The sequence below is a fragment of the Acidobacteriota bacterium genome, from assembly GCA_009838525.1.
GTDB lineage: Bacteria > Acidobacteriota > Vicinamibacteria > Vicinamibacterales > UBA8438 > VXRJ01.
In genome coordinates this window covers 39,267-60,865 of sequence record VXRJ01000038.1, presented here as the reverse complement: position 1 = coordinate 60,865, position 21,599 = coordinate 39,267, and the positions used below count along the sequence as shown (strand labels likewise).

The following is a 21,599-nucleotide window of genomic DNA, read 5'->3' as shown; positions in this document are numbered from 1 at the left end:
TCCGAGCGGCGTCACGTCTGGAGAACCAGCCAGCCACCCCAGCGCGGAGCGGGACGGCGGGTCGCCTCGGATCGCCCGTGTCGACTCCAATCCCGACGCCGGCTCAGACGCAAGCGCGGCGTCGGTGATCGATGTCGTCGTCTTCTACACCCCCGAAGGCGAGACGGCACCAGACTGGCAAGACAGAGTTAGAGGCGCTGATGGCTCTGGTTGCCAACTTGACGTCGTTGGTAGAGAGAATGCGAGAGCGGCGACGGTTCCTCCGAGATCACTTGTCGCCTCCCCCGGCCCCCGTGGGGTGGGGGTGCGCAGCGGCTATCGCAGTGGCCTTGGGTGGCGGCGCGCACGCAACGGCCCAAACCGCCATCTGGGACGTGGACGACGACGATCTCCCCCTCGTCACGTACTACGCCACGTGGACGAAGTTCACGCTAACTGATTACCTGTCTGGAGACGGGACCGGCGTCACCTTCGCCTTGAAGGCGTGCGATGCGGATTACCTCGACTACTACGAGTCGGTGACCGTCGGCGCCGCCGGCACGGAGGATGCCGGGAAGCTGGTTGTCACCGCCAACTCCGAGGGGCACGTGCACTCCACCACGGAGCGCACGCAGTGCACGGTGACGGCGACGCAAGGGACGGTGTCCGAGGATCAGCCATTCGATCTGTACATTCGCGCCCCGCGGCAGCCACGTCCGATGCACCCGTTGGTTGTGCAAGGAACAACATTCAACGCAGTCACGGTGCGGGTATCGGGCGGAACCCATCCGTGGGTGCGGCTGGGCATTCGGGAGGGGACCAGCGGCGGCTATCGGTACTACGTGGTGCGAAACGTCGGCTCCACAACGGATTTGACCTTCACCGGGCTAACGCCCGGCAGGACCTACCAGATAGAAGCGGCGTCAATGAACCGGGAAGGATTCCACCTGTGGGGCGGAACGGACACCACTCCGGATGGAGTACTGGTTGCGGCCACGACACCGAGTGGCGTGTGGAGCGGCAAGCTGAACGGCGGCGTGGGCAAGGCTCCGCCGCCGGTCTCGGCAACGACGCCGGTTCTGCCGGTCGTGGCGCTGGACCTGTCTTCAACCACCATCTCGGAGAACGGTGGCGTCACCACGGTGACGGCGACGCTGGACATCGCATCGGACGCGGTGACGACGATCGAAGTGGCCGTGACGCCGATGGCTCCAGCCGTCGCTGACGACTCCACGCTCTCGGCCAACCGCACGCTGACCATCACGGCGGGAAGCACCGCGAGCACGGGCGAGGTGACCATCACCGCGGTGGACAACGCGGTGTATGCGGCCGACAAGGCGGTGATGGTGTCCGGCACGACGACCAATTCCGTCGGTGTGGCGGGCCCCGCCGATGTCGCGCTGACCATTACCGACGATGAAGAAGATCCGCCAGCGAACCAGGCGCCCACGGTGTCGGCTTCATGCGATCCGCGCGTAGTGTCTCAGGGCGGGGAGGTGCGGCTGACAGCGACCGCGTCGGACCCGGACGGTGACCCGCTGACCCACGTCTGGAGCGCGCCGGCCGGCCGCTTCGGCGGCGCGACCAACGGCGCAGCCGCGAGGTGGACGGCGCCCGATGAAGCTGGGCGCGTGACGTTCCGCGTCCGAGTAACCGATGGGCGGGGCGGCTCGGCGTCGGCCACCTGCGCGGTGGAAGTCGCCAATCGGCTGCCGGCTGCGGCGGACGACGAGGTTGTGACGCTGGAAGACGAGGCGGTGACGGTGGACGTGCTGGCGAACGACACGGATCCGGGCGGCGCCGAGCTGCGGGTGGAGACGGCATCGGGGGCGGCGCACGGGGCGGTGGTCGTCGCCTCGGGCGGTGGCGTGACCTACACGCCGGAGGCGGACTACCACGGGCGCGACCGATTCACCTACGTGGTCGCGAACCCGGACGGCGAGACGGCCAGTGCGACCGTGCAGGTGACGGTGCTGCCGGTCAACGATGCGCCGGTGGCGGTCGGTGTGATCCCGGACCAGGTGCTCGACGAGGGGGGCGGCACGGCTGAAGTGGACCTGACGCCGTACTTCGACGATATCGACGGGGACGCGCTGACTTACCACGCGGCGTCGTCCGACGCGGACGTGGTGACGGTGTCGGTCGCCGGGACATTGCTGACGCTGACGCCAGTGGTGTATGGGTCGGCGGCCGTGGCGGTCACTGCCGAGGACCCAGGCGGGTTGACGGCGACGCAGACGTTCGCGGTGGGAGTCGACGACCGGCTAGTGCGGGCGGTGCTGGGTGACACGCTGGCGGCGATGGCGCGGTCGCATCTGGCGAGCGCGCGGATGACGATGGGCCGGCGGGTGACGGCGGGCGTCGATGGACGCTCGCGGCTGACGGTGATGGGCCGACCGGTGCCGCTAGGGAAGACGGCGGCGCGTGCGGCGGCCGAGCGGATGCTGGCAGGTGGGCTGTCCGGCATGGCCCGTGGCTTGTACGGCTTCGGAGGTTCCGGGGTCGGTCCCGACGCGCTGTTGCGCGGCACGGAGTTCCACTTGGCTCTGGGCGGCGATGGAGCCGGCGAGGCCCGGAAGGGTCGACGCTGGGGCGTGTGGGGCCAGGGGGATGTCCAGGCGTTCGATGGCACGCCGACGGTGTTCGGGCACGACGCGGGGTACGACGGCGACGTGTGGACCAGTTACCTGGGTGTAGACGCGCGGTTATCTGAGCGCTGGCTGGCTGGCGTGGCGGTGGCGCGCAGCGGCGGCCGTGGCGCTTGGCGGGTAGGCTCATCGAGCGGACGGCTCCGGACGACGCTGACGGCGCTGCAACCGTACCTGCAGTGGTCGGACGGGACGACGTCGGTGTGGATGATGGCTGGCGGCGGCTGGGGGGTTGCCGAGAACGTCCGGGATGCGACGGGGCTGGTGGGCGGCGCCGACCTCGGTCTGGGTATCGGTCTGGTCGACATGCGGCGTAGAGCCGGCGTGGGGGCGGGCGGCACGGCCTTCAGGTTCCGGGCAGACGCGGCGTGGGCGCGCCTTCGGACCGGGGACGGCCTGGAGTCCGTCGACCGTCTCGCGGCGGCGGTGAACCAGCAGCGAGTCGGGGTGGAGGTGTCGCGGCCGGTGTGGATTGGCGGGCTGTCCATAGAACCGTTCGGCGAGGCGCACCTGCGGCTGGACGGCGGCGCGGGCGAGACGGGCATTGGCGCGGAAGTGGCTGTCGGGCTGCGGGCTCGGAGCGGCATCGTACGGATCGATGCGCAGGGCCGGTCGCTGGCGTTGCACTCGGCGGCCGGCTACCGGGAGCGGGGCGCGGGGGTGACGCTGACGGTGGGCGGCCAGAAGGGCGAAGGGCCGTCGCTGTCGGTGTCGCCGCGCTGGGGCGCGGCGGCCGGGACCGACGCGCTGTGGCAGGACGAGGTCTACCGCCGCTATCTGCCCGCCGCTGCTCGGGAGCAGTGGGCGCTGGACGTGCGCGGGAACTACCGGATGCGGCTTCCGAGCAACAGGCTGACATGGTTCGGCAGTTTCAGCCAGTCGCCCTACGGCCGCCGCTTCCTGATCGGAGGGCGGCTTGACGGACTCCTAACGGCCCCAGCGATAGTTGGTGCGGACGTAGTAGTAGCCGCCGCTGAAGCCCCATGGCGTGAACTGGCTGAAGGGGACGCCGAGCGCGTCGGCCAGCACGTCGTTTCGGTCCGAGAACGTGTCGAAGACATTCTGCCCGCCGAATGCCAGCGTCACGTCCTCCGACAACGGCACGCTGATTTCCAGGTCGACGATGGGGCGGCCGTTCAGGACCGGCGCATCCGCGCCACTGACGAACCGCGCGTCGAACAGGTCTACCCAGCCGCCGTAGTAGCTCAGGCGGCCGAGCAGGCCAATCCGCCCCACGCGCTGGTTGACGGCGGCGTTCCAGCGGGTCCGGGGCACGCCCCGCTCCAGGGCGAGCACGTCGCCGGGAGCAAGCAGGTCGGACTCCTCCGTCATCTTCGTATCGGTGTAGTTCATCGTGAAGCTGAGGACCGTGTCGCCGGACAGGGCCGGCGGCGTCCAGGTAGAGACGACATCGATTCCCTGGGTCCGGGTGGAGAAGTCGTTGATGAAGAACCGGAACAGGGTCAGCGACTCGGCGGCGGTGATCCCGTCGGCCAACAGGAGTGCGCGATCCTCCGCGTCGGTGCTGATGACTCCTGACAGGGCCAGGCGGTCGGCGATGGCGACCCGGAAGTAGTCGGCGGTCAGGGTGAACGGACCGCTGTCGACGACCAGCCCGGCCGTGACGTTGCGCGAGGTTTCCGGCCGGAGCGGGACGCCGCCGTGGCGCCGCGCTGCCGCGAAAGTGGACGGTACGGTGCCGCTGTCGGTGAGTTCGAGTTGGTCGTTGAGGAAGGTCTGTACGTTGATCGTATTCTGCTGGCCGGGCGTCGGCGCGCGGAACCCCGTGCTCACGCCGCCGCGTAGCGAGACGGCGTCGCTCAGCCCGATCCGGGCCGACAGCTTGCCGTTCGCCGTCGCCCCGAACAGGTCGAAGCGCTCGACCCGCACGGCCCCGCCGACCGACCACCGGTCGTCGCGGCCCCGCAGCTCCGCGTCGCCGTAGACCGCCACGTTGCGGCGGCTCCACGTGCCGGCGGTGTAGTCGGCGAAGCCGGGGAAGCCGTTCGACGCGGGCACGAACCCCTGCGCGGCGTACGGCCCCACCTCCCACGACGCCCGATCCCCCGCGCCGACGGTGAAACTCTCGTCGCGCCACTCGGCGCCCGCCGCCAGGTGGACCACCTCGCTGACGGCGTAGGAGATGTCGACGTTGAGACTGACGTCTTCCTGCCGGTAGAGGCCCGGATCGAAGTCGCGTGGCGTATCCGGGCCGAGCGACGCGTTGACCGTGTTCTTGAAGAAGAAGTCCGACTCGTGGGAGCCGTAGCTGGCGCTCACGTCCCAGGTCAGGCCGTTGGCCGCGACCCGGCGGAGGCCAGCGAGAGCCGACATGTCGGTGACCACGCCGCCGAACTGCGGCGTGAAGCCGCCCGGCGCGATCTCCTGGAACGAAAAGCAGTTGTCGTCGGCGAACACCCGCGCCAGCGCCTCCTGGTCCGGAACGTTGCCGGTGACGCTCACGGTCGGACAGTTGGCCGAGCCCATCCCCTTCGCCCGGAGCACGTCGCCGATGAGCAGCGTCTGCCCGCCGTCGAGGGTGTAGATGTTCTGGCGCGTGTTCGGGTTCCGGAAGTAGAACCCCTCGGTCACCTTCTTGTCGGCGTAGTTGGCATGCCCGTAGAACTGCAACCCGTTGGCATACAGGTGTCCGAAGTTGCCGAACAGCTTCAGGTCGTCCTCGATAGTCGGGTTGCCCCAGATCTGCGCCGGGTCGGCCACCGCCGTGTTGCCGGCCGCGACCAGCGCCGCCGCGTCGGCCCGCTGCACGCTGCGATCCGTGGGGTCGGCCTGACCGTACTCCAGGCTGAGATTGGCGAACCCGTTGGCGCCGAGCGGCAGCCCGACGTTGCTGGCGACGTTGTACGCGTCGCCGTCGCCGGCGCGGTACGTTCCCGTGCTGACATCGACGCTGCCTCCCGCCGCGTCGTCCCTCAAGAGGAAGTTGATGACACCGGCTATCGCGTCCGAGCCGTACTGCGCCGACGCGCCGTCGCGCAGCACTTCGACCTGGCGCAGCGCAATCGCGGGAATCGTCGAGATGTCCGGCCCCTGCGAACCGTCGGTCGTGCCCGCGAACCACGCGACGACCGACGAGCGGTGGCGGCGTTTGCCGTTTACCAGGACCAGCGTGTGGTCGTGGGCGAGGTTGCGCAGCGTAGCCGGCCGGACGAGCGTGGCCGCGTCGCTGATCGGGTGGGTGGCGACGTTGAACGACGGGATCAGCGTCCGCAACTGGTAGTCCAGTGTCGTGGCGCCCTGGCTCATCACGTCCTGGAATGGGACGGCGTCGATGGGTACCTGCGACGCGGTCACGGACCGCGGCTGCGCCCGGCTGCCGACGACGACCACACGTTCCTCCAACTGCACCGCCAGCGCGATGTCCAGCGTGACCGTCGCCCCGGCGCGGACCTCCACGCCGTCGCGCACGACGGGCCCGAAGCCCGGCAGGCTGAACGTCACCTCGTAGACGCCGGGCGGCGCGGCGATCAGGTACGCGCCCGCGCCGTCGGTGACGGCCGTGCGGGCCGCATCGCCCGCCGCGCTACGCGCCTCCACGGTGACTCCCGGCAGCACGAGCCCAGTCGTGTCGGTGACCGTGCCTGACAGCGCCGCGTCCTGCGCGGCAGCGAACCCCGGCGTGGTCAAGACGATCAGCAAGGCCGTTCGCCACGATCTAGTGAGTCTCATCGTCGCTGCCCTCCGTGGGTCGCTGCCGGGACGATACCGAGGAACCGCACACACACCATTGTGTCACCGTGGCTCCGTGTCTCGGCGCCCTGGGCAGACGGATCCCGGGGCCGCGATCCCTCGACTCTCTTCACAGACTTGACGGGGCGCTTTGTAAAACATAGTTTTACAGCATGACGAAGACGATTACCCGGATCGGCAACTCTCAGGGCATCATCTTCGATTCGGCCCTGATGGACCTCGCTCACCTCAAGGTCGGGGACCAGTTGACGATCAGCCTCCACGAGGGCGGTTCGATCGTGTTGACTCCGGTGCGTCCCGTGATCGGCCCCGAGAAGGCCGCGGCTACAGCCAAGCGGCTCATCGACAAGAACTCCGAGCTGTTTAGGCGACTGTCTTGAGGCCGCCGCTGCTCCATCCGACCGTCTCGGCGGTGAAGGCGATCCACGCCGAAGTTCTCGCCGCCCACGGAGGCGCGGGCGGGCTACAGAACGAAGGATTGCTCGAGTCGGCCGTGGCGGCGCCGCAGGCCACCATGATGGGCAAGCCGCTGCTCAGCGATCCCGTTGAGATCGCCGCGGCCTACCTCTTCTACGTCTGCCAGAATCACCCGTTCGTTGACGGCAACAAGCGGGTAGCGCTCGCCACCTGTCTGGTTCTTCTCAGGGAGAACGACCTCCTGCCCAACGAACAGCTCGACGTGGCGGCGTGGGAAGCACTGACACTGGACGTGGCCGGCAGCCGCCTGGACCGAGCTCGAACCGCGGAGCGCCTGCGGCAGATTCTCGCCGCGTAGGCGTGAACGGCCTTGGCGCCGGCACGTCAACACTCACCCTGCCTGTTTGGCGGCCAGACGACCCACTGCGTCTCCCAACTCTGGCTTCATCTTCTTATTGTTCAAGTGACTGAACCGTACCGGGTTTTCCAGAGACTGAATTACGTGACTCCGGCCACCATGGCTGGAGTCTCCTGACGGCGATAGTACTGCTCTTCGCACTCGACCGGAGGGACGTATCCGATAGGGGCGAGGAGGCGACTGTTGTTGAACCAGTCGACCCACTCGAGGGTGGCCAGCTCAACCGCTTCGACGCTGCGCCACGGTCCACGACGATTGGTGACCTCAGTCTTGTAGAGACCGATGACGGATTCGGCCAGGGCGTTGTCGTACGAGTCGCCGCGGCTGCCCACTGAGGGCTCGATCCCGGCCTCGGCGAGACGTTCGGTGTAGCGAATAGAGAGGTACTGCACCCCACGATCGCTGTGATGCACCAAGCCCTGGGCCGAGTCCAGCGGTCGGCCGTAGAGGGCCTGCTCCAACGCGTCGAGCACCAGGTCCGTCCGCAGCGTCTGGGTAACTCGCCAACCGACGATTCGCCTGGCGAAGGCGTCGATTACGAAGGCCACGTACACGAAGCCGCGCCACGTCGCCACGTAGGTCACGTCGGCTACCCACAACTGATTCGGACGTGTGGCGGTGAAGTTGCGTTCGACCAGGTCCTGCGGCCGCTCGGCCGCGTGAGCCGGAATCGTCGTCTTGAACCGCCGGCCGCGTACCGCACCCTGCAGATTCAACTCGCGCATCAACCGCTCGACCGTGCACCGCGCAACCGCGAAGCCCTCTCGCTTCAACTGCCGCCAGACCTTGCGCGACCCATACACGCCATGGTGTTCGGTCCAGACACGACGAATCTCCGCCTTCAGCCCGTCGTCGTGCACCATACGCGCCGGCAGACGCGACGCGTCCGCCTGCCTCGCCTTGTGCGCGTGATACGTCGCCGGGGCGATCGGCAACACGGCACAGATCGGCTCGACCCCGTAGGCGGCCCGGTGGGCATCGATGAACCTGACCATCACTTCGGTCGGCGGTCGAGCTCCGCCTGTGCGAAAAACGCCGAAGCCTTCCGCAGGATCTCGTTCGCACGCTTCAGCTCGCGATTCTCCCGCTCAAGAGCCTTGAGGCGCTGCCGTTCCTCCGTGGTCAAGCCGGGGCGGCGCCCGGTGTCACGTTCCATCGCCCGAACCCAGTTGCGCAGCGTCTCCGCCGAGCAGCCGATCTTCGACGCGATCGAGCACATCGCGGCCCACTGCGAGCCGTGCTCCGGCGTGTGTTCAAGCACCATCCGAACCGCCCGCTCCCGTACCTCAGGTGAGTACCGACTCGCTCTTCCCATGGACTCCATCCTCCCAATAAATGGAGCCTCCAGGAAACCCGGTACGGTTCAGACTGCCCTGTAGATTCAGGTTCCAGCCGATGAATGTCCGTTCTCCCAGCCTCCCGCGGAACAGATGGATTTGCCTTCCATCCGGTGTGATTGATTCGCCGTAATCCAAGGGAAACCCCATCGCTTGCAACCCATCGATAACTTGGCGCCCGTTGGCAAGCACCAACTTGACGTTCTTGTTCTCCTCCAATTGGGTCTTGAGGAACGTACCGTCGGCAGCCAGCAGCCTGTCCCGCACACCGCCGGGCAAGTCGCTCCACACCGGATCCGTCGCCCACTGAACCAAATCCAACGCGCAGGCAGTACCGTCATAGTAACTGGCGCCACACTTCTGGAGAATCCAAGCCTCCAACTGATTGAACCAGCTCTTGTAGGGCTCCCGCCGAAAGTAGCCATTGCAGTCCGCCAGCACGTCGTGGACGCTTTCACGATTCAACGGTATGTGACCGTCGGAGAACTCGCGGTGACTGGGATTGATACTGATCGTAGCAACCCTGGCGACGCTGACGTCACCAAACGAAATGACGGGCGTAGAACCCGGAACGACGCAGCAACCTCCGGGTGGGCGTTGTCGGATTCGTCGTTCGATGTAGCCGGGGATCGACACGCTGGAGTGATCCGTACCGCGTATTCCAGAGGTCATTTACGTGACTCCAGCCACCATGGCTGGAGCCGTCTGACTACGACGGTACTGCTCTCGGTCTCCGAGATCCACATGGCCGACGTACTCGAGCGGCGCATCGCCCTCGACATGTGGAACGACAACCCTTGTGACCGAGTGCTGCCGGTGCTCGGCGCCGGACCGAGCTTCAGCCCAGATGAAGCACGTCTTCGATCCCTACCTCAGAGAACTCGATCCTCGGCTCGTAGAGGACTCCTCGCAGCCATCCACTTGAGGTCAATGGTCTACGAGAATGAGGTAAGTCGCGCTGCCTCGACGAAGCCTATTCGTTGCGCTGCTGGCTATACGCGCCTGCATTGCCTATACTTAGTGCATGCAGTACACCGTTCGCGGCATTCCAGCGGTCGTTGACGACGCCTTGCGCCTCCGCGCACGCGAGACGGGCAAGAGCCTGAATCAGGTCGTCGTCGACGCGCTGGCGGCAGGCGCCGGCGTGACCCGGGCGCCACACAAGAAGCGGGATCTGAGCGACCTGGCCGGCGCCTGGGAAGACGACGCCGCGGTCGAAGCGGCGCTCGCCGCACAGGATGAGCCGGATGCGGACCTCTGGGAATGAGGCTTGCGCTGGACACGAATCGGTACGTCGACCTCTGTAGAGGTCTTGCCGGAACCGTCGCGCTGCTCGAAGCGGCCGATGAAGTCCTGCTACCCTTCGTCGTTCTGGGCGAACTCCGGGCCGGTTTTGCCCACGGCCGGCGCGCCGCGGAGAACGAGCGGCTTCTCCGGCGGTTTCTCTTGTCGGATGGTGTCCGGGTCCTCTACGCCGACGATCAGACTACCCATCACTACGCCGCGGTCTTCCGCCAGCTCCGGAAGCAGGGCACGCCGATTCCGACGAACGACATGTGGCTGGCGGCGCTGGTCCTGCAGCACAACCTGGTGCTGCACGCCCGCGACAGGCATTTCGATCACCTGCCGCAACTCGCCCTCGTCTGAGTCTCTGTCACGCCCGCGACACGACGGGCGACTCGGTTGTCACGGCGCCGGTGGGCTACGTTCTGCGGCTCCGTGCGTCGGTGGCCATCAACAGCGGCGGCAGAAGCAGGAAGTCGGCCGCGAGGGCAAGCACGACCGTAATCGCCACCAGCAGTCCGAGTGACCAGGAGATCTGGAACCCGGAGGTCGCGAACGCCGTGAAGCCGGCGGAAAGAACCACGGTGGTCGTCAACAGGGCCTGGCCCACGGTGCGAAACGTGGAGCGTACGGCGTCGGCGGGCGCACGGCCCTCACGCCGCGACTTCTGGTACTCGCACAGGAAGTGAATCGTGTCGTCCACGATGATCCCGAAGACGATGGCGACCATCACGGACGCGGCAATGCCCACGTTGCCGACGAGATAGCCCCACACGCCGAAGCTCATGATGGCGGGAAGGAAGTTCGGCACGAGGCTCAGCAGCCCCAGCCGCACGCTCCGGAAGACAAAGATCAGGAGGAACGAAATCAACGCCATGGCGGTGATGGTGCTGCCCAGCATGCTGTCGATGCTCCGCTGCGATACATGAGCGAACATCACGCTGAGGCCGGAGGCCTCCCCCGCCAGGCCGGGCGCGTTGGCATCGAGCCAGGACTGTGCGCGCGCATCGAGTTCACGCAGCTCCCGGTACCAGGGGCTATCCGCCGCCACCACCATCCGCGTGGCCGACTTCGCGATGTCGATGCGATTGTTCAGGTCGCTTCCGAACGGCAGCGAGAGCTCGTACAGCAACAGGTACTGCGCTGCCAGGTCTCCGTCATCGGGCAGGCGATCGAAGGCCGGATCATCGCCGTTCATGTTCCGGTTCAGGCGCCTCATGATGTCCGAGAAGACCTGGACATGGGTGACCTCCGGCTGCTCCCGGAACCACTCGGCGAAAGCGTCTATCCGCCGCAGGTACTCCGGGTCGGTGATCCCGCCTTCGCGTCCCGCGTCCAGCGTGTACTCCAGCGTATCGAGGCTCGTGAGATTCGCCGCGACGTAGTCGGAATGACGCCGGAACTCGTACCCCTCGTCGAAGTACTGCCTCGGGTTGTCGTTCAGCTCGACGAGTGGGACGCCGGCCGCGAGGATCACCGCACCCGCCGCGACGGACCACAGAAGAACCCGCCGCCGTTCGACCACGAACTCGGCGAAGCGATCCAACACCGCGGCCGGTCCTCCGACGGCGCGATTCGCCCGCATCGGGAGGATGGCCAGTAGCGCCGGCAGCAGCGTCATGGAGTAGACGAAGGCGCACAGGACGCCGAGGGCCGTGTAGTTCCCCAGATCGTGGAACGGCGGCGCGTCGGCCGCGTTGAGGCTGAGAAAACCGATCCCGGTGGTCACCGACGTCAGGAAGATCGGATAGGTATTGACGCGGAACGCCTCCACGATCGCGGCCCGCCGCTCCCGCCCGCGCCTCAACTCCAACAAGACGGTGCTGACGACGTGGATGGAGTCCGCGACGGCAATCACCATCACGATGATCGCGACGCCGGAGCTGGCCGGACTGAAGACGACCCCCGTCCAGCCGGCAAATCCGAGGGTGGTGCCGACGGCGAAGGTCAGGACGGCAACGACCGCCGCCGTACCCAGGACCGAGCGCAGCAGCAGGGTGGCAAGGACCACGATGATGAGGAATACGAGCGGCGTTCGCGTTTCGAGATCCTCCGCCGTGGCCTGCGCGAATGCCCGGTGCATCGGCACGTCGCCGGTCACGTAGTAGTCGATCTCCGGATGGTTCGCGCGTGCCTCTTCGAGAAGCGCGTCGAGATAGCCGTTGATCTCGACCACCGCCTCGTCCTGATTCTCGGGAAGCACGAAATTGATCACCACGCCGGCCGCTCGCCCGTCGCCGGCCACGAGGCGGCCGACCAGTTCCACCGAATCCAGGGCGATCGACTCGATGCCGGCGAGATCAGCATCGCTCAGCGAGGTCGCGTCCTCTACCAGGGGAGCGACGATCAGGTCGTCCTCGCCGAACGCCTCGCTGTGATTGAAGTTGGTGAGGGAGTCCACCCGGCTGGAATACGGCGCGCCCCATGCGGCATCCGTCAGCTCCACGACGGCGCCGAGCGCCTCCCGGGTGAACACCGAGCCTTCCCGAGGCGCGACGGCAATGAGCGCGCGGTCGCTGGCCGAGAACCGGTTCTCCATGGCCTGGAACGCGAGAAGCTGCGGATTGTCGTCCCGGAAGAGAACGAGATAGTCGTTCGTGACACCGATGAGGCGGGCGCCGGCGCCCGCCGCCAGCAGCACCAGAAACGCGGCGGCAACCACGATCCACCGGTAGCGGAGGGTGGCTTCGACGTAGCGGTCCAGCAGGGAAGATGCCATCGTCTCAGAAGTTGTAGACCAGGCTCATGTCTATGAAGCTGTCCCGTCGCATCTCATAGAAGATGTCGCGTTCGTCCAGGCTGATAATGGCCACGCCTTCCGCCCTCACCGACCAGTCGTTGGAGAGGCGCCGGCCGAATTCCAGGGCCAGCAGCCGGTTGGCCCGGCTGGCGTCCAGCAGCACGCTGGCCGTGAACTCGGTGCTCTGGACGTCGTTGAACGCGAAGCGCGTAGCGAGGAAGACGTCGTTCTCCAGCGTGTTGGGCGTCCGGCTGGGCGTCGCGGCGGAGCCGCGGCTGTCGTAGCTCCATTCCCCCAACAGAGTGACGTCGATGGCCGATCCCCCCACCGCGTAGAGACTGTACTCGCCGCCGAGCACGCTGGCGAAGTAAGCCTGCTCCAGGCCGAGGAGATTCCGCGCGCCGGAGCGCTGAATGGCCTCCGCCTTCAGCAATCCGGCCCCGGCAGTCACCTGCACGTCGGCGCCGAACTGGCGAATCGGCGCGTAGTGCTGAACCAGGACCGGTTCGCCGTCGGCCCCGCCGGCGGGAAAGAAAAACGGTTCTCGGCTCGTCCCGTCGAAGAAGGAGGCGCCCAGATCGACCAGACCCACGCTATGGCTGTAACGCGACGCCACCTCGGGACGCCAGCGGCCCCCCGAGCCGTCGTACTGGACATTCTCATGCTCCACGAGCACCGGCAGGCGCAGGCGTCCTCGACGCCCCGGAAAGGTGCGCGCTCGGTGATAGGACATGCCCAGCACTTCCAGCGTGCCCCACTCGCCGAACCAGGTGACGTGCGCCATGGGCTGCCCCAACTTCGCCTCGCCGCCCGGATGCTCGACGAAGTCGACCTGGTTCACGATGTCCACCAGGGGCTGCGACTCGGCGACCCCCCAGGACACCTGGCCGACACCCAGACGCGCCTCCCACCCTCCGTCACCGACATCGCCGAAGAGCAGAAGGTAGGCCTCCCGCAAATCGAAGTGGGTTCGACGCGAGTCCGTATGGTCGTAGCGAAAGAAGGGCGCCGCAGTGAAGCGCTGACCGTTCACGTTCTCCACATACAGGGTCGCTTCGGCGACGGCGCCGCTTGCCAGCGAGCGCTGCGCGGGAAAGGCGGGGGCGGCGGGAAACCCCCGGCTCTCCGCGCTCAGGCGTCCGGAGAACCCGACGGTCAGCGGCGTCTCCTCTTCTTCGTCGTCCGCCTGAGCCGCTACGGCGGGCGCGGAAGCCACTGCCCAGGCCGCGCAGACCGCGCCCAGCGCCAGGCCACGGAGCGCGCATCGGAGCCGCATCACCGCGCTCTTCGCAGGCTCGTTTGCGTGAAATCGCTGTCCTCGAGGCCGGTCTGGAACTGGTAGTCGGTCCAGGTGAGCACCGTGCTCTTGCCCGTAAGGTGATTCACCATCTCCATCTCGCCCGCCCGCCAGTAACGATCCGCATGCTGCGTGTAGTCCGAGAGGGTGAGCGTCTTCAGGTGATCGTCCTTGCGGTCGTAGTACTCCACCTTGCGGGTCCGAAGCTCGTCCTTGTCACGCCAGACGACCTGGCGGCGATAGTTGGACCGCTGGTCCACCGGAACGCGCTCCGTGACGGTGCAACTCGCGTCGCCGCACGGCTCGTCTCGCAGGTATCGGTAGGTGAATTTCTCGACTTCCGGCGGCGTCATGTCTTCGTACGCGAACTCGCTGCCCATGAATGACCCGGACCGGTTAGCGGAATTGATGCGCTTCACGCGTCTCAGGGCAGGAAGATAGATCCACTGATCGTCCGCATCCTCGCGATGCGCGTGAACGAGAAACGCGGTTCCCCTGACGTCGCCGGGATTGTCGAACACGAACAGGCTCTTGTCCCCGTCGTCGGACACCTCGAGAACCTGCACCCGCAACTCGCGCCGGCTCTCCTGGCCCTGCCGGTTGCGCAACACCATGACCTGGGTGGCCGTGAAGTCGCCGAACCCCTCCTCCCGCGCCCGCGCATCCTCGGCGATGGCGAGTCCCGTCTCTTCCGGCGTCTGGGCCCGGGCGCTTGTGGGCGCCAACCCGCCATGCCACGCCACGACGGTCAGCAGCAGACAAAGCGAGGAACGGGGCAACACACGCCGAGATCGGTTACTTGCAGACATCGACGACTCCTCCCGTTTGGTGTTCCGATCCTCGCTCACCATCGGCTCGATCGGTCCGACTGAACTTCGTCCGGAAGGTGATAGGAGAATCTACCCTCACCGAGGTCGGCCAGATCGAGAACGTGCAGGAAGGTGCGCCTGCTTCTCGCCTTGCCCCAGGCCGGCAAGAGCTTTCCCATGGCGCGTTGCAACCGGACCTTCGTTCTCAACCACGGCAGCAGCGGCATCCTTGGTCGCGCCGGAAAACGCAACGTCTCCGCCCGTGCGTCGCCGACGAGTTCACGAGACACACGAAAGATGTACTGCGCCGCCGCCTGACGCTTGTCGGGATCACGGACGCCGACGACGACGGGAGCGCTGTTGACAATGCAATGCGCCAGCGCAATGGCATCGAAGTCGGGCTGAGGCTCGCACGTAGCGCCCACGCGGTGCAGGTGCAGTCCGTCGGCCTGATTGTGGAAGAGAATCGCCTCGGGGGCGCCCATCACCCACGCGGTGTAGGACCAGACTTCCATGATCCCGGCGCGGTCGTCGTCGTCCAGCGACGCCCCGAGCAGCTCCGCGAACTGGATCATGCGAGCGGAGAAGGCCGCCGCTGCCAGAGTCGTGTGCGCCGCGCTGATCGGCGTTCCCCAGGCGTCGTAATCCCATTCCTCGGCATCCCGAAACAACAACCGCACGCGCGCATGCACCATGCGGATGCGCATCGTGAGCTTCCAGCCGTCACCGGACGGCTCGACCCCGCCCGGCATGAAAATGTCCAGCAGGTGCCGGATGTTCTGCTTCAGGCGGCGGACGCCATCGTCGATCAACCGTCCGGTTATGGCGAAGGACTTGCTGATCATCGTGGCAAAACCCTCCACGATGGCGCCTGCCACAAAAGCCGCCAGGACGTGATCCGAGTTCCTGAGGAAAGCGCTGCACCCGCGCTGGCCGGCCAAGGGGTCGTACCACGCTGGAACCGTGGTCACTTCATGGATCAGGTCTTGCAGGCTCTGGGGCGCATCGCGGAGGACGCGCTCATCCAACTCGATCGCCCCCCCGATCAGCCGCGCCGTTTCCCTGCCGTCCAGTCCTCCAACGTCCCGCATCGCGGCGTCGGCCAACGGATCGCCAATCCACAGGTGGGCCACGTACCGATCAGCGAGCTCCGAGTCGATCAGGCGGGCCCTCTCGTAGCCGTCTGCGAAAGCCGACGGAACCATCAGGCCCCCGCCAGAACGCTCATGACGCCCTACGGCTGTTTGATTCACACCGAATGCCTGTCTGCCGTGCAAGTCTGGTCGAACCGCCCCCAACCGAGCGCACCAGAAGCAACTACCGGAGTAGTTTCGGTCAAGTCCCGGTAGGAGTATAGATTACTGTCCGTCCACTCCGGACGTCGGCGCGCCGGCCGGCTGCAGGTGGGTGACCGACTCCGTGACACTGTCGATCTTCTCGCGGGAATAGAAGATAGGGACATAGCGATCCCGTGCCCAGACCTCGAACAGGTCGCGGTAGTGGGGGTTGTCCGGATCACCCGACTGGCCGGGCGTGTTCAGACCCACCGAGTTGTCCCAGTCGGCGGTGTCCGCGATGAGCATGAACGACCCGCCGGAGGTCTGGTTGTCGCCGTTGCCGGTGTTGTGGACGGTTCCGCCGTAACCGCCGCGCGGCAGTGGGCCGACGTCGAGGCGGCGGCGCAGGTCTTCGTTCACCGCGGCGCTCATGGGGTGGCGGATCAGGGCGTGCTTGAACCGCTCGCCGCCGTAGCGCCACGTCGTCGTCTCGGTGGTGCCGAAGCGCTCCTCGAGGCTGTCGAGCGACGCCGCCAGCGTGTCGCGCAGCACCCGGTCGCGGCCGGCGATGGGATCGTCGCCGAAGCGGCCATCGGGCGCCGTCAGCCAGTCGATCATCCGCTTCGTGTTGATGCCGCCGATGGAGTCGCGCACCGATTCCGGTACGACCACGTCGCGGACGGCGGCGCGCAGCGCGCGGTTCCAGCTCACGTAGATCGCCGCTTCGACGGAATCCCGGTCGAGTACGGCGTCCCAGTTGAGCAGCATGTCGCGGGCGCGGGCGGAACGATCATCCAGCCCCGGGACGTCGCGCAGCAGCGGCACCAGGTTGCGCGCGGCTACCGACACCTCGTCCATCTGGAGGCGCATGTTGTCGATGACGGTCATGTGCCGCGCGTTGGCCAGGACCTCCTCGACGCGCGCGGCGCGCATCTGATCGCCCCAGGTGTAGTGGAGCGCCTCCCAGTGGGGGTACGTCGCCGGGTTGTCGAGCAGCACGTAGTTGTTCGCGGTGCCGAAGTACCCCTTGTCCGGGTTGTGGACGCTCGGAAGGGCCTTGATCGGCAGGAAGCCGTCCCATTCGTAGCGCCCGTCGCCTGGCACCGGCACCAGCCCGCTGTGGTTCGGCCGGATCGGCGACACGCCGACCGCCTGGTAGCCGATGTTGCCGGCCCGGTCGGCCCAGACCATGTTCTCCGACGGGATCCGGCTGTAGTTGCACGCCTCGACGAACTCCTCCCAGGTGGTCGCCTGGTCCATCCGAAGGCTCGCCAGGTAGGGCGCCGAGCCGTAGTCGAGCCATGCCGCCCGGACGGCGTAGGCGACGTTGTTCGCGGTGTCTTCGTGGACGACCGGGCCGTGACGCGTGTACTTCAGCTCTACCTCCGCGTCCGCCTGCCCCTTGACCGGGATCGTGTCGGTCCTGACCGTCATCGACTCCCAGCCGCCGAGATAGCGGTACTGATTCGGGTTGGCCGGGTTCGTCTCGTAGACGTACAGATCCTCGTTGTCCTGGCCGAAGACCGTCAGTCCCCAGGCGCCATGCTCGTTGTGGCCGATCGAGACGCCGGGCAACACCGGCTCGCCGCCGCCGATGACGTTCCAGCCGGGCGCTACGAGGTGGACCCAGTAGCGGAGCGACGGCGCCGACTGCGCGCGATGGGGATCGTTCGCCATGATCGGATAACCGCTCAGCGTCCGCGTTCCGTGCACCACCCAGTTGTTGCTGCCGATGGCGTCCTGCTCCTGCCCCCGGAGATCCAGCTCGGACGGCATCGCCGCCGCCAGCCGCTCGAACGTCTCGCGATCGCCCCGGTGGGCGACCGTGATGTCCTCCGGCTCGAAGCGGACGGCGCGACGGTGGGCGCGGTAGCGGTCGAGGATCGCATCCGACAGAAGCGAGGCATCGATGGCCGGATCGAGCGTCAGGTCCGGATCGCCAATGAAGTAGTTCAGCTCCTTCACGGCGTCGGGCCCCAGTTCCGCGACAGCCCGCGCGCGGTCGATCTCCGACGTCACGTTGGCGACCAGCCCCTGATGGCGCGAGACCACTACTTCCGGCGTCCACCGCCCCGGGGTGATGCCGAGCAGCCGGAACTCGATGGGGAGCAGGTCCGGCTCCTGTTCGGTCCGGGCGATGTAGGCGTTGATGCCGTCGACGAACGCCGGGATGATCGTGTCGCCACGGTCATGGTAGTGGCGCATCTCGGTCGTCATGTCGCCCCGGAACTGGAACAGCCGGGCGCCGATGTCGCGTTCGAGCTCGCGCGGGCCGAGAATCTCGGCCACCGTGCCGGTCGCCTGCCGCCGCCACAGCTCGAACTGGAAGAGCCGGTCGCGCGCCGCCGCATAGCCCTGTGCGAAGAAGAGATCATGCTCGTTCTCCGCGTAGATGTGCGAGATGCCCCACCGGTCGGTGATTATCTCGACCGGCGCCTGGAGACCGGGGGGTCGGAGCGTTTCGGTCGCGGCGTCCTGCGCCGCCGCCGGAGCGCCGAAATGCCTTCCGCCGCCGGTCAGCAGCAGGACGCAAACCAGAGCCGAACCGGCCGCGAACCGAGTCTTCAAGGACCGTGCCATAATGCGCTCCTCCCAACTGCCGCGGGATTTCCGGCATTATAGCGACCCATAAACGACACCATGGCTGACAGCTCCCTGCCGCCGCGGAACCCCCTCGTAGCTTCCGAAGACTGGTGGGCGGTCTGGATGGCCGGCCTGCTGCTCGCCGCGACGGCAGGTGGCCTGATCGCCTTCGTTCCCGGCGTCGGCCGCTGGAGCACACTCCCATTCGAGGCGTTTCTGGGACGTGAATGGGGGCTGCTCGCCCTGGGCCTGGGCCTCGCGGCGCTCACTGCGGCGGCGGTGCAGGTGATGTCCGGCGACGGCGCCCGGCAGGCGGCCGCGTTCGTGCCGCTGTTCGTGCTCGCACTGGTTGCCTACACGCTGGCCAGTCAGACGGGCATCCGGGCGGCGGGCTTCGGCTATGCCTTCTGGGCGCTGCTCATCGGCCTCGCGATAGCCAACACCATCGGCACGCCATCGTGGCTTTGGCCCGCGATCCGGAGCGAGCTCTATATCAAGACCGGCCTGGTGCTGCTGGGCGCCGAGGTGCTGTTCGGCAACATCCTGAACCTGGGGTTGCCGGGGCTGTTCGTCGCGTGGTTCGTCACGCCGGTCGTCATCATCTTCATGTACCAGTTCGGGACCCGCGTCCTCGGCATGGCAAGCCGGTCGCTGGTCATCATCATCGCGGCGGCGGCATCGGTGTGCGGCGTGTCGGCCGCCATCGCGGTCGCCGCCGCCGTGCGGGCCCACAAGCAGGAACTGACCCTGGCCGTCGGCATGTCGCTCATCTTCACGGTGGCGATGATGGTACTCATGCCGCTCGGCATCCGGGCCGCCGGCATGGATCCGGTGGTGGGCGCCGCCTGGATCGGCGGCACGGTCGATGCGACGGGCGCCGTCGTCGCCGCGGGCGCGCTCCTGGGCGAGCAGGCGGAACAGATTGCGGCCGTCGTCAAGATGATTCAGAACACGCTGATCGGCGTCGTCGCGTTCCTGGTGGCGGTCTTCTGGGTGACGCGCATCGAAGCGAACGGCACGCGCAAGCCCGACGCGATGGAGATTTGGCACCGCCTGCCGAAGTTCATCATCGGCTTCGTCGCGGCGTCGCTCATCTTCTCTTTCGTCCTCACGCCGTCGCTCGGGGATGCGCGCGTCAGCACCGTGCTCGACCTCACCTCCGACCTGCGCGGCTGGCTCTTCTGCCTGGCTTTCGTCAGCATCGGGCTCGAGTCCAGCTTTCGCGAGCTGGCGCGTCGCGCCGGGGGCAGCCGGCCCCTCAAGCTCTACGTGACGGGTCAGGCGTTCAACGTCGTCTTGACGCTGCTCGCGGCGTACCTCGCGTTCGGCGGGATCCTGTTCGATCGGCCGATGGTGGCGGACTCGGACAGCGGCGCCACGGGCGGAACGGCCACCGCCATCGAAGCGAACCTCGACGCCGGGCGCGATGCGACGGGGCTGTTCTATACGGAAGTGGACGGCTGGCAGACGCGGTCGGCCGAGCTGGAGAAGTAGCGGGCTCGCCGGCGGCGGTAGGACTGCCGGCCTGGTGCGCCGGCCTGGTGCGCCGGCCTCCAGGCCGGCATACCAACCGGCGCACCCTCAGGCGCCGGCGCGGCGGCGCCGGAAGTACTCCACCTGGAACTCCCTCACGTTGCGGTTGTGTTCGCGCAGGGTGCGGGCGAAGGCGTGCGTTCCGTCATTGCGGCTGACGAAGTAAAGGTAGTCCGCATCGGCCGGCGCGAGCGTGGCGTGCAGCACGGCGAGGCCCGGCGCGGCGATCGGACCCGGCGGCAGCCCCCCGTAACGGTACGTGTTGTAGGGGGAATCGAACTGCAGATTGTCGCGGGTCAGGTTCCCGTCGTAGACACCGGCCAGCGTCAGTGCGTAGATGACCGTCGGATCGCTCTGAAGCGGCATGCCGATCCGGAGGCGGTTGTTGAATACGGCCGAGACCAGTTCATGCTCGGCCGCCTGCCCGGTTTCCTTCTGAATAACCGAGGCCAGCGTCACCACCTCGCGCACCGTCAGGCCGCGCTCGGCCGCGCGCGCGCGCAACTCGGGATCGAACGACGCCCGGAACTGCGCCACCATCGCCTCCACGAGATCGCGGGCGGTTCCGTCCCGCGGCAGCGAGTACGTCTCGGGAAAGAGATAGCCCTCCAGATCGGCAGCGTCAGGATCGAGATCGGCAACCAGCGACGGGTCCGAGGCCGCCTCGAGGAACGCCGCCGCCTCGCCGAAGCCGGACGCCCCGAAAACCGCCGCCATTTCCGGCAGCGTCAAGCCTTCGGGAAACGTGATCGGCCGAAGGAAGACCCGGCCGTCGGCGATCGTGGCGACGACATCGAGGGGCGCGATCGGCGCGGCGAAGAAGTACTCCCCCGCCTGCAGTTCGCGGTCGCGGCCGCTACGCCAGAGCGCGGCGCGGAACGTCAGCCCATCCGCCACGACCCCGGCCTCCACAAGCCGTGCCGCGATCTCCCGCGCCCCCTGACCCGGGACGACGTCGACGAAAACGCCACCGTCCGGCACGCCCGCGTGGGGGGTCGCCAGGCGGCTCTCGAACTCCTGCCACGCGTAGTACCCGCCCGCCGCCGCGAGCAGCGCCAGGCAGACGCTGGCGATCAGCAGACGCCGTAGCAGACGCCACATCACGCGCCGTCCTCCGTGTCGAGGTAGTCCTGCAGGATGACGGCCGCCGCGGCGGCATCGAGCTGCGCCTTGCGGCGGCGCCAGTCGCGTTCGCGCACAAACGCGCGGTCGCGCGCGGCCAGGCGCGCATCCGCCTCCACGCTGCTGAGTCGTTCGTCCTGCAACGCGACCGGCAGGTCGACCGACCGCCGAAGCGCGTCGACGAACGTGAGAACGCGCGCCGTCTGCTCGTGGCCGGCGCCATCGAGGCGCCGCGGCAGGCCCACCACCACGCTCTCGAGGCCGTCGGAATCAGCCGCGAGCGCCGCAATTTCCCCTGCCACCGCCCTGGCGCGCCTGCCCACCGGGCCCCGGGGGGCGATCGTCCGCAACGGCCGGGCGAGCGTCCCGGTCGGGTCGCTCACGGCCAGCCCGATGCGTCGTTCGCCGTAGTCGATTCCCAGAATACGCATCGGAGGATGCCCG

General features: G+C 67.4%; 16 protein-coding genes and 1 other annotated feature. Of the genes, 6 read left to right on the top strand and 10 right to left on the bottom strand.

What is annotated here, in order from left to right; genetic code table 11:
• The first annotated feature begins 131 nt into the window (after positions 1-131).
• Positions 132-4,166: a tandem-95 repeat protein gene (locus tag F4Y45_17820; protein MXY26363.1), complete on the top strand. Its 4,035-nt coding sequence runs from the start codon at positions 132-134 to the stop codon at positions 4,164-4,166.
• Here the strand turns inward: F4Y45_17820 and F4Y45_17815 are convergent.
• Positions 3,555-6,317 (bottom strand): TonB-dependent receptor, encoded by a 2,763-nt coding sequence (locus F4Y45_17815; GenBank protein ID MXY26362.1) that lies wholly within the window; start codon positions 6,315-6,317, stop codon positions 3,555-3,557. The two genes, F4Y45_17820 and F4Y45_17815, sit on opposite strands and share 612 nt — an antisense overlap.
• A 173-nt stretch (positions 6,318-6,490) precedes the next feature.
• Between F4Y45_17815 and F4Y45_17810 the strand changes: the two genes are divergently transcribed.
• Positions 6,491-6,718: a hypothetical protein gene (locus tag F4Y45_17810; GenBank protein ID MXY26361.1), complete on the top strand. Its 228-nt coding sequence runs from the start codon at positions 6,491-6,493 to the stop codon at positions 6,716-6,718.
• 8 nt (positions 6,719-6,726) lie between these two features.
• Positions 6,727-7,113, top strand: a complete 387-nt coding sequence (locus F4Y45_17805; protein ID MXY26360.1) for a type II toxin-antitoxin system death-on-curing family toxin — start codon at positions 6,727-6,729, stop codon at positions 7,111-7,113.
• 140 nt (positions 7,114-7,253) lie between these two features.
• On the opposite strand, the gene F4Y45_17800 is transcribed toward F4Y45_17805, so the two are convergent.
• Together F4Y45_17800 and F4Y45_17795 are read right to left on the bottom strand one after the other, a co-directional pair.
• Positions 7,254-8,488, bottom strand: a protein-coding gene (locus tag F4Y45_17800; GenBank protein MXY26359.1) for an IS3 family transposase whose coding sequence is annotated in 2 segments (ribosomal slippage) — positions 7,254-8,197 and positions 8,197-8,488 — 1,236 coding nt in all. Because the reading frame shifts where the segments join, the coding sequence is not laid out codon by codon here.
• Positions 8,094-8,210, bottom strand: a sequence feature (AL1L pseudoknot). Its footprint overlaps the gene before it by 117 nt.
• Complete coding sequence (locus F4Y45_17795) at positions 8,460-9,182, bottom strand: hypothetical protein (GenBank protein MXY26358.1); 723 nt, start codon at positions 9,180-9,182, stop codon at positions 8,460-8,462. Before F4Y45_17795 ends, F4Y45_17800 begins: the two co-directional genes overlap by 29 nt.
• A gap of 352 nt (positions 9,183-9,534) precedes the next feature.
• Between F4Y45_17795 and F4Y45_17790 the strand changes: the two genes are divergently transcribed.
• Complete coding sequence (locus tag F4Y45_17790; protein ID MXY26357.1) at positions 9,535-9,777, top strand: hypothetical protein; 243 nt, start codon at positions 9,535-9,537, stop codon at positions 9,775-9,777.
• Positions 9,774-10,157, top strand: a complete 384-nt coding sequence (locus tag F4Y45_17785) for a type II toxin-antitoxin system VapC family toxin (GenBank protein ID MXY26356.1) — start codon at positions 9,774-9,776, stop codon at positions 10,155-10,157. The genes F4Y45_17790 and F4Y45_17785 overlap by 4 nt, the downstream gene beginning before the upstream one ends.
• A gap of 55 nt (positions 10,158-10,212) precedes the next feature.
• Here F4Y45_17785 and F4Y45_17780 read toward each other — a convergent pair whose 3' ends face one another.
• The 5 genes from F4Y45_17780 to F4Y45_17760 all read right to left on the bottom strand — a co-directional run bounded on the left by F4Y45_17780 (position 10,213) and on the right by F4Y45_17760 (position 18,497).
• The gene (locus tag F4Y45_17780; GenBank protein MXY26355.1) at positions 10,213-12,513 is read right to left on the bottom strand and encodes an MMPL family transporter; all 2,301 of its coding nucleotides are present in this window, start codon (positions 12,511-12,513) and stop codon (positions 10,213-10,215) included.
• A 4-nt stretch (positions 12,514-12,517) separates the two neighbouring features.
• On the bottom strand, positions 12,518-13,810 hold the full coding sequence (locus F4Y45_17775; GenBank protein ID MXY26354.1) for a hypothetical protein: 1,293 nt from the start codon (positions 13,808-13,810) through the stop codon (positions 12,518-12,520).
• Positions 13,810-14,640, bottom strand: coding sequence for an outer membrane lipoprotein-sorting protein (locus tag F4Y45_17770; protein MXY26353.1), 831 nt, complete (start codon positions 14,638-14,640; stop codon positions 13,810-13,812). Before F4Y45_17770 ends, F4Y45_17775 begins: the two co-directional genes overlap by 1 nt.
• Before the next feature lie 35 nt (positions 14,641-14,675).
• The gene (locus F4Y45_17765; GenBank protein ID MXY26352.1) at positions 14,676-15,845 is read right to left on the bottom strand and encodes a DUF2236 domain-containing protein; all 1,170 of its coding nucleotides are present in this window, start codon (positions 15,843-15,845) and stop codon (positions 14,676-14,678) included.
• A gap of 153 nt (positions 15,846-15,998) precedes the next feature.
• Positions 15,999-18,497, bottom strand: coding sequence for a penicillin acylase family protein (locus tag F4Y45_17760; GenBank protein MXY26351.1), 2,499 nt, complete (start codon positions 18,495-18,497; stop codon positions 15,999-16,001).
• A 60-nt stretch (positions 18,498-18,557) separates the two neighbouring features.
• On the opposite strand from F4Y45_17760, the gene F4Y45_17755 reads away from it, so the two are divergent.
• On the top strand, positions 18,558-19,994 hold the full coding sequence (locus F4Y45_17755) for a putative sulfate exporter family transporter (protein MXY26350.1): 1,437 nt from the start codon (positions 18,558-18,560) through the stop codon (positions 19,992-19,994).
• 87 nt (positions 19,995-20,081) lie between these two features.
• Here the strand turns inward: F4Y45_17755 and mltG are convergent, their stop codons facing one another.
• Positions 20,082-21,137 carry an endolytic transglycosylase MltG gene (gene mltG, locus F4Y45_17750; GenBank protein MXY26349.1) on the bottom strand — a complete coding sequence of 352 codons (1,056 nt, stop codon included), beginning with the start codon at positions 21,135-21,137 and terminating at the stop codon, positions 20,082-20,084.
• The gene (gene ruvX, locus F4Y45_17745) at positions 21,134-21,586 is read right to left on the bottom strand and encodes a Holliday junction resolvase RuvX (GenBank protein MXY26348.1); all 453 of its coding nucleotides are present in this window, start codon (positions 21,584-21,586) and stop codon (positions 21,134-21,136) included. The genes mltG and ruvX overlap by 4 nt, the downstream gene beginning before the upstream one ends.
• Positions 21,587-21,599 lie beyond the last annotated feature (13 nt).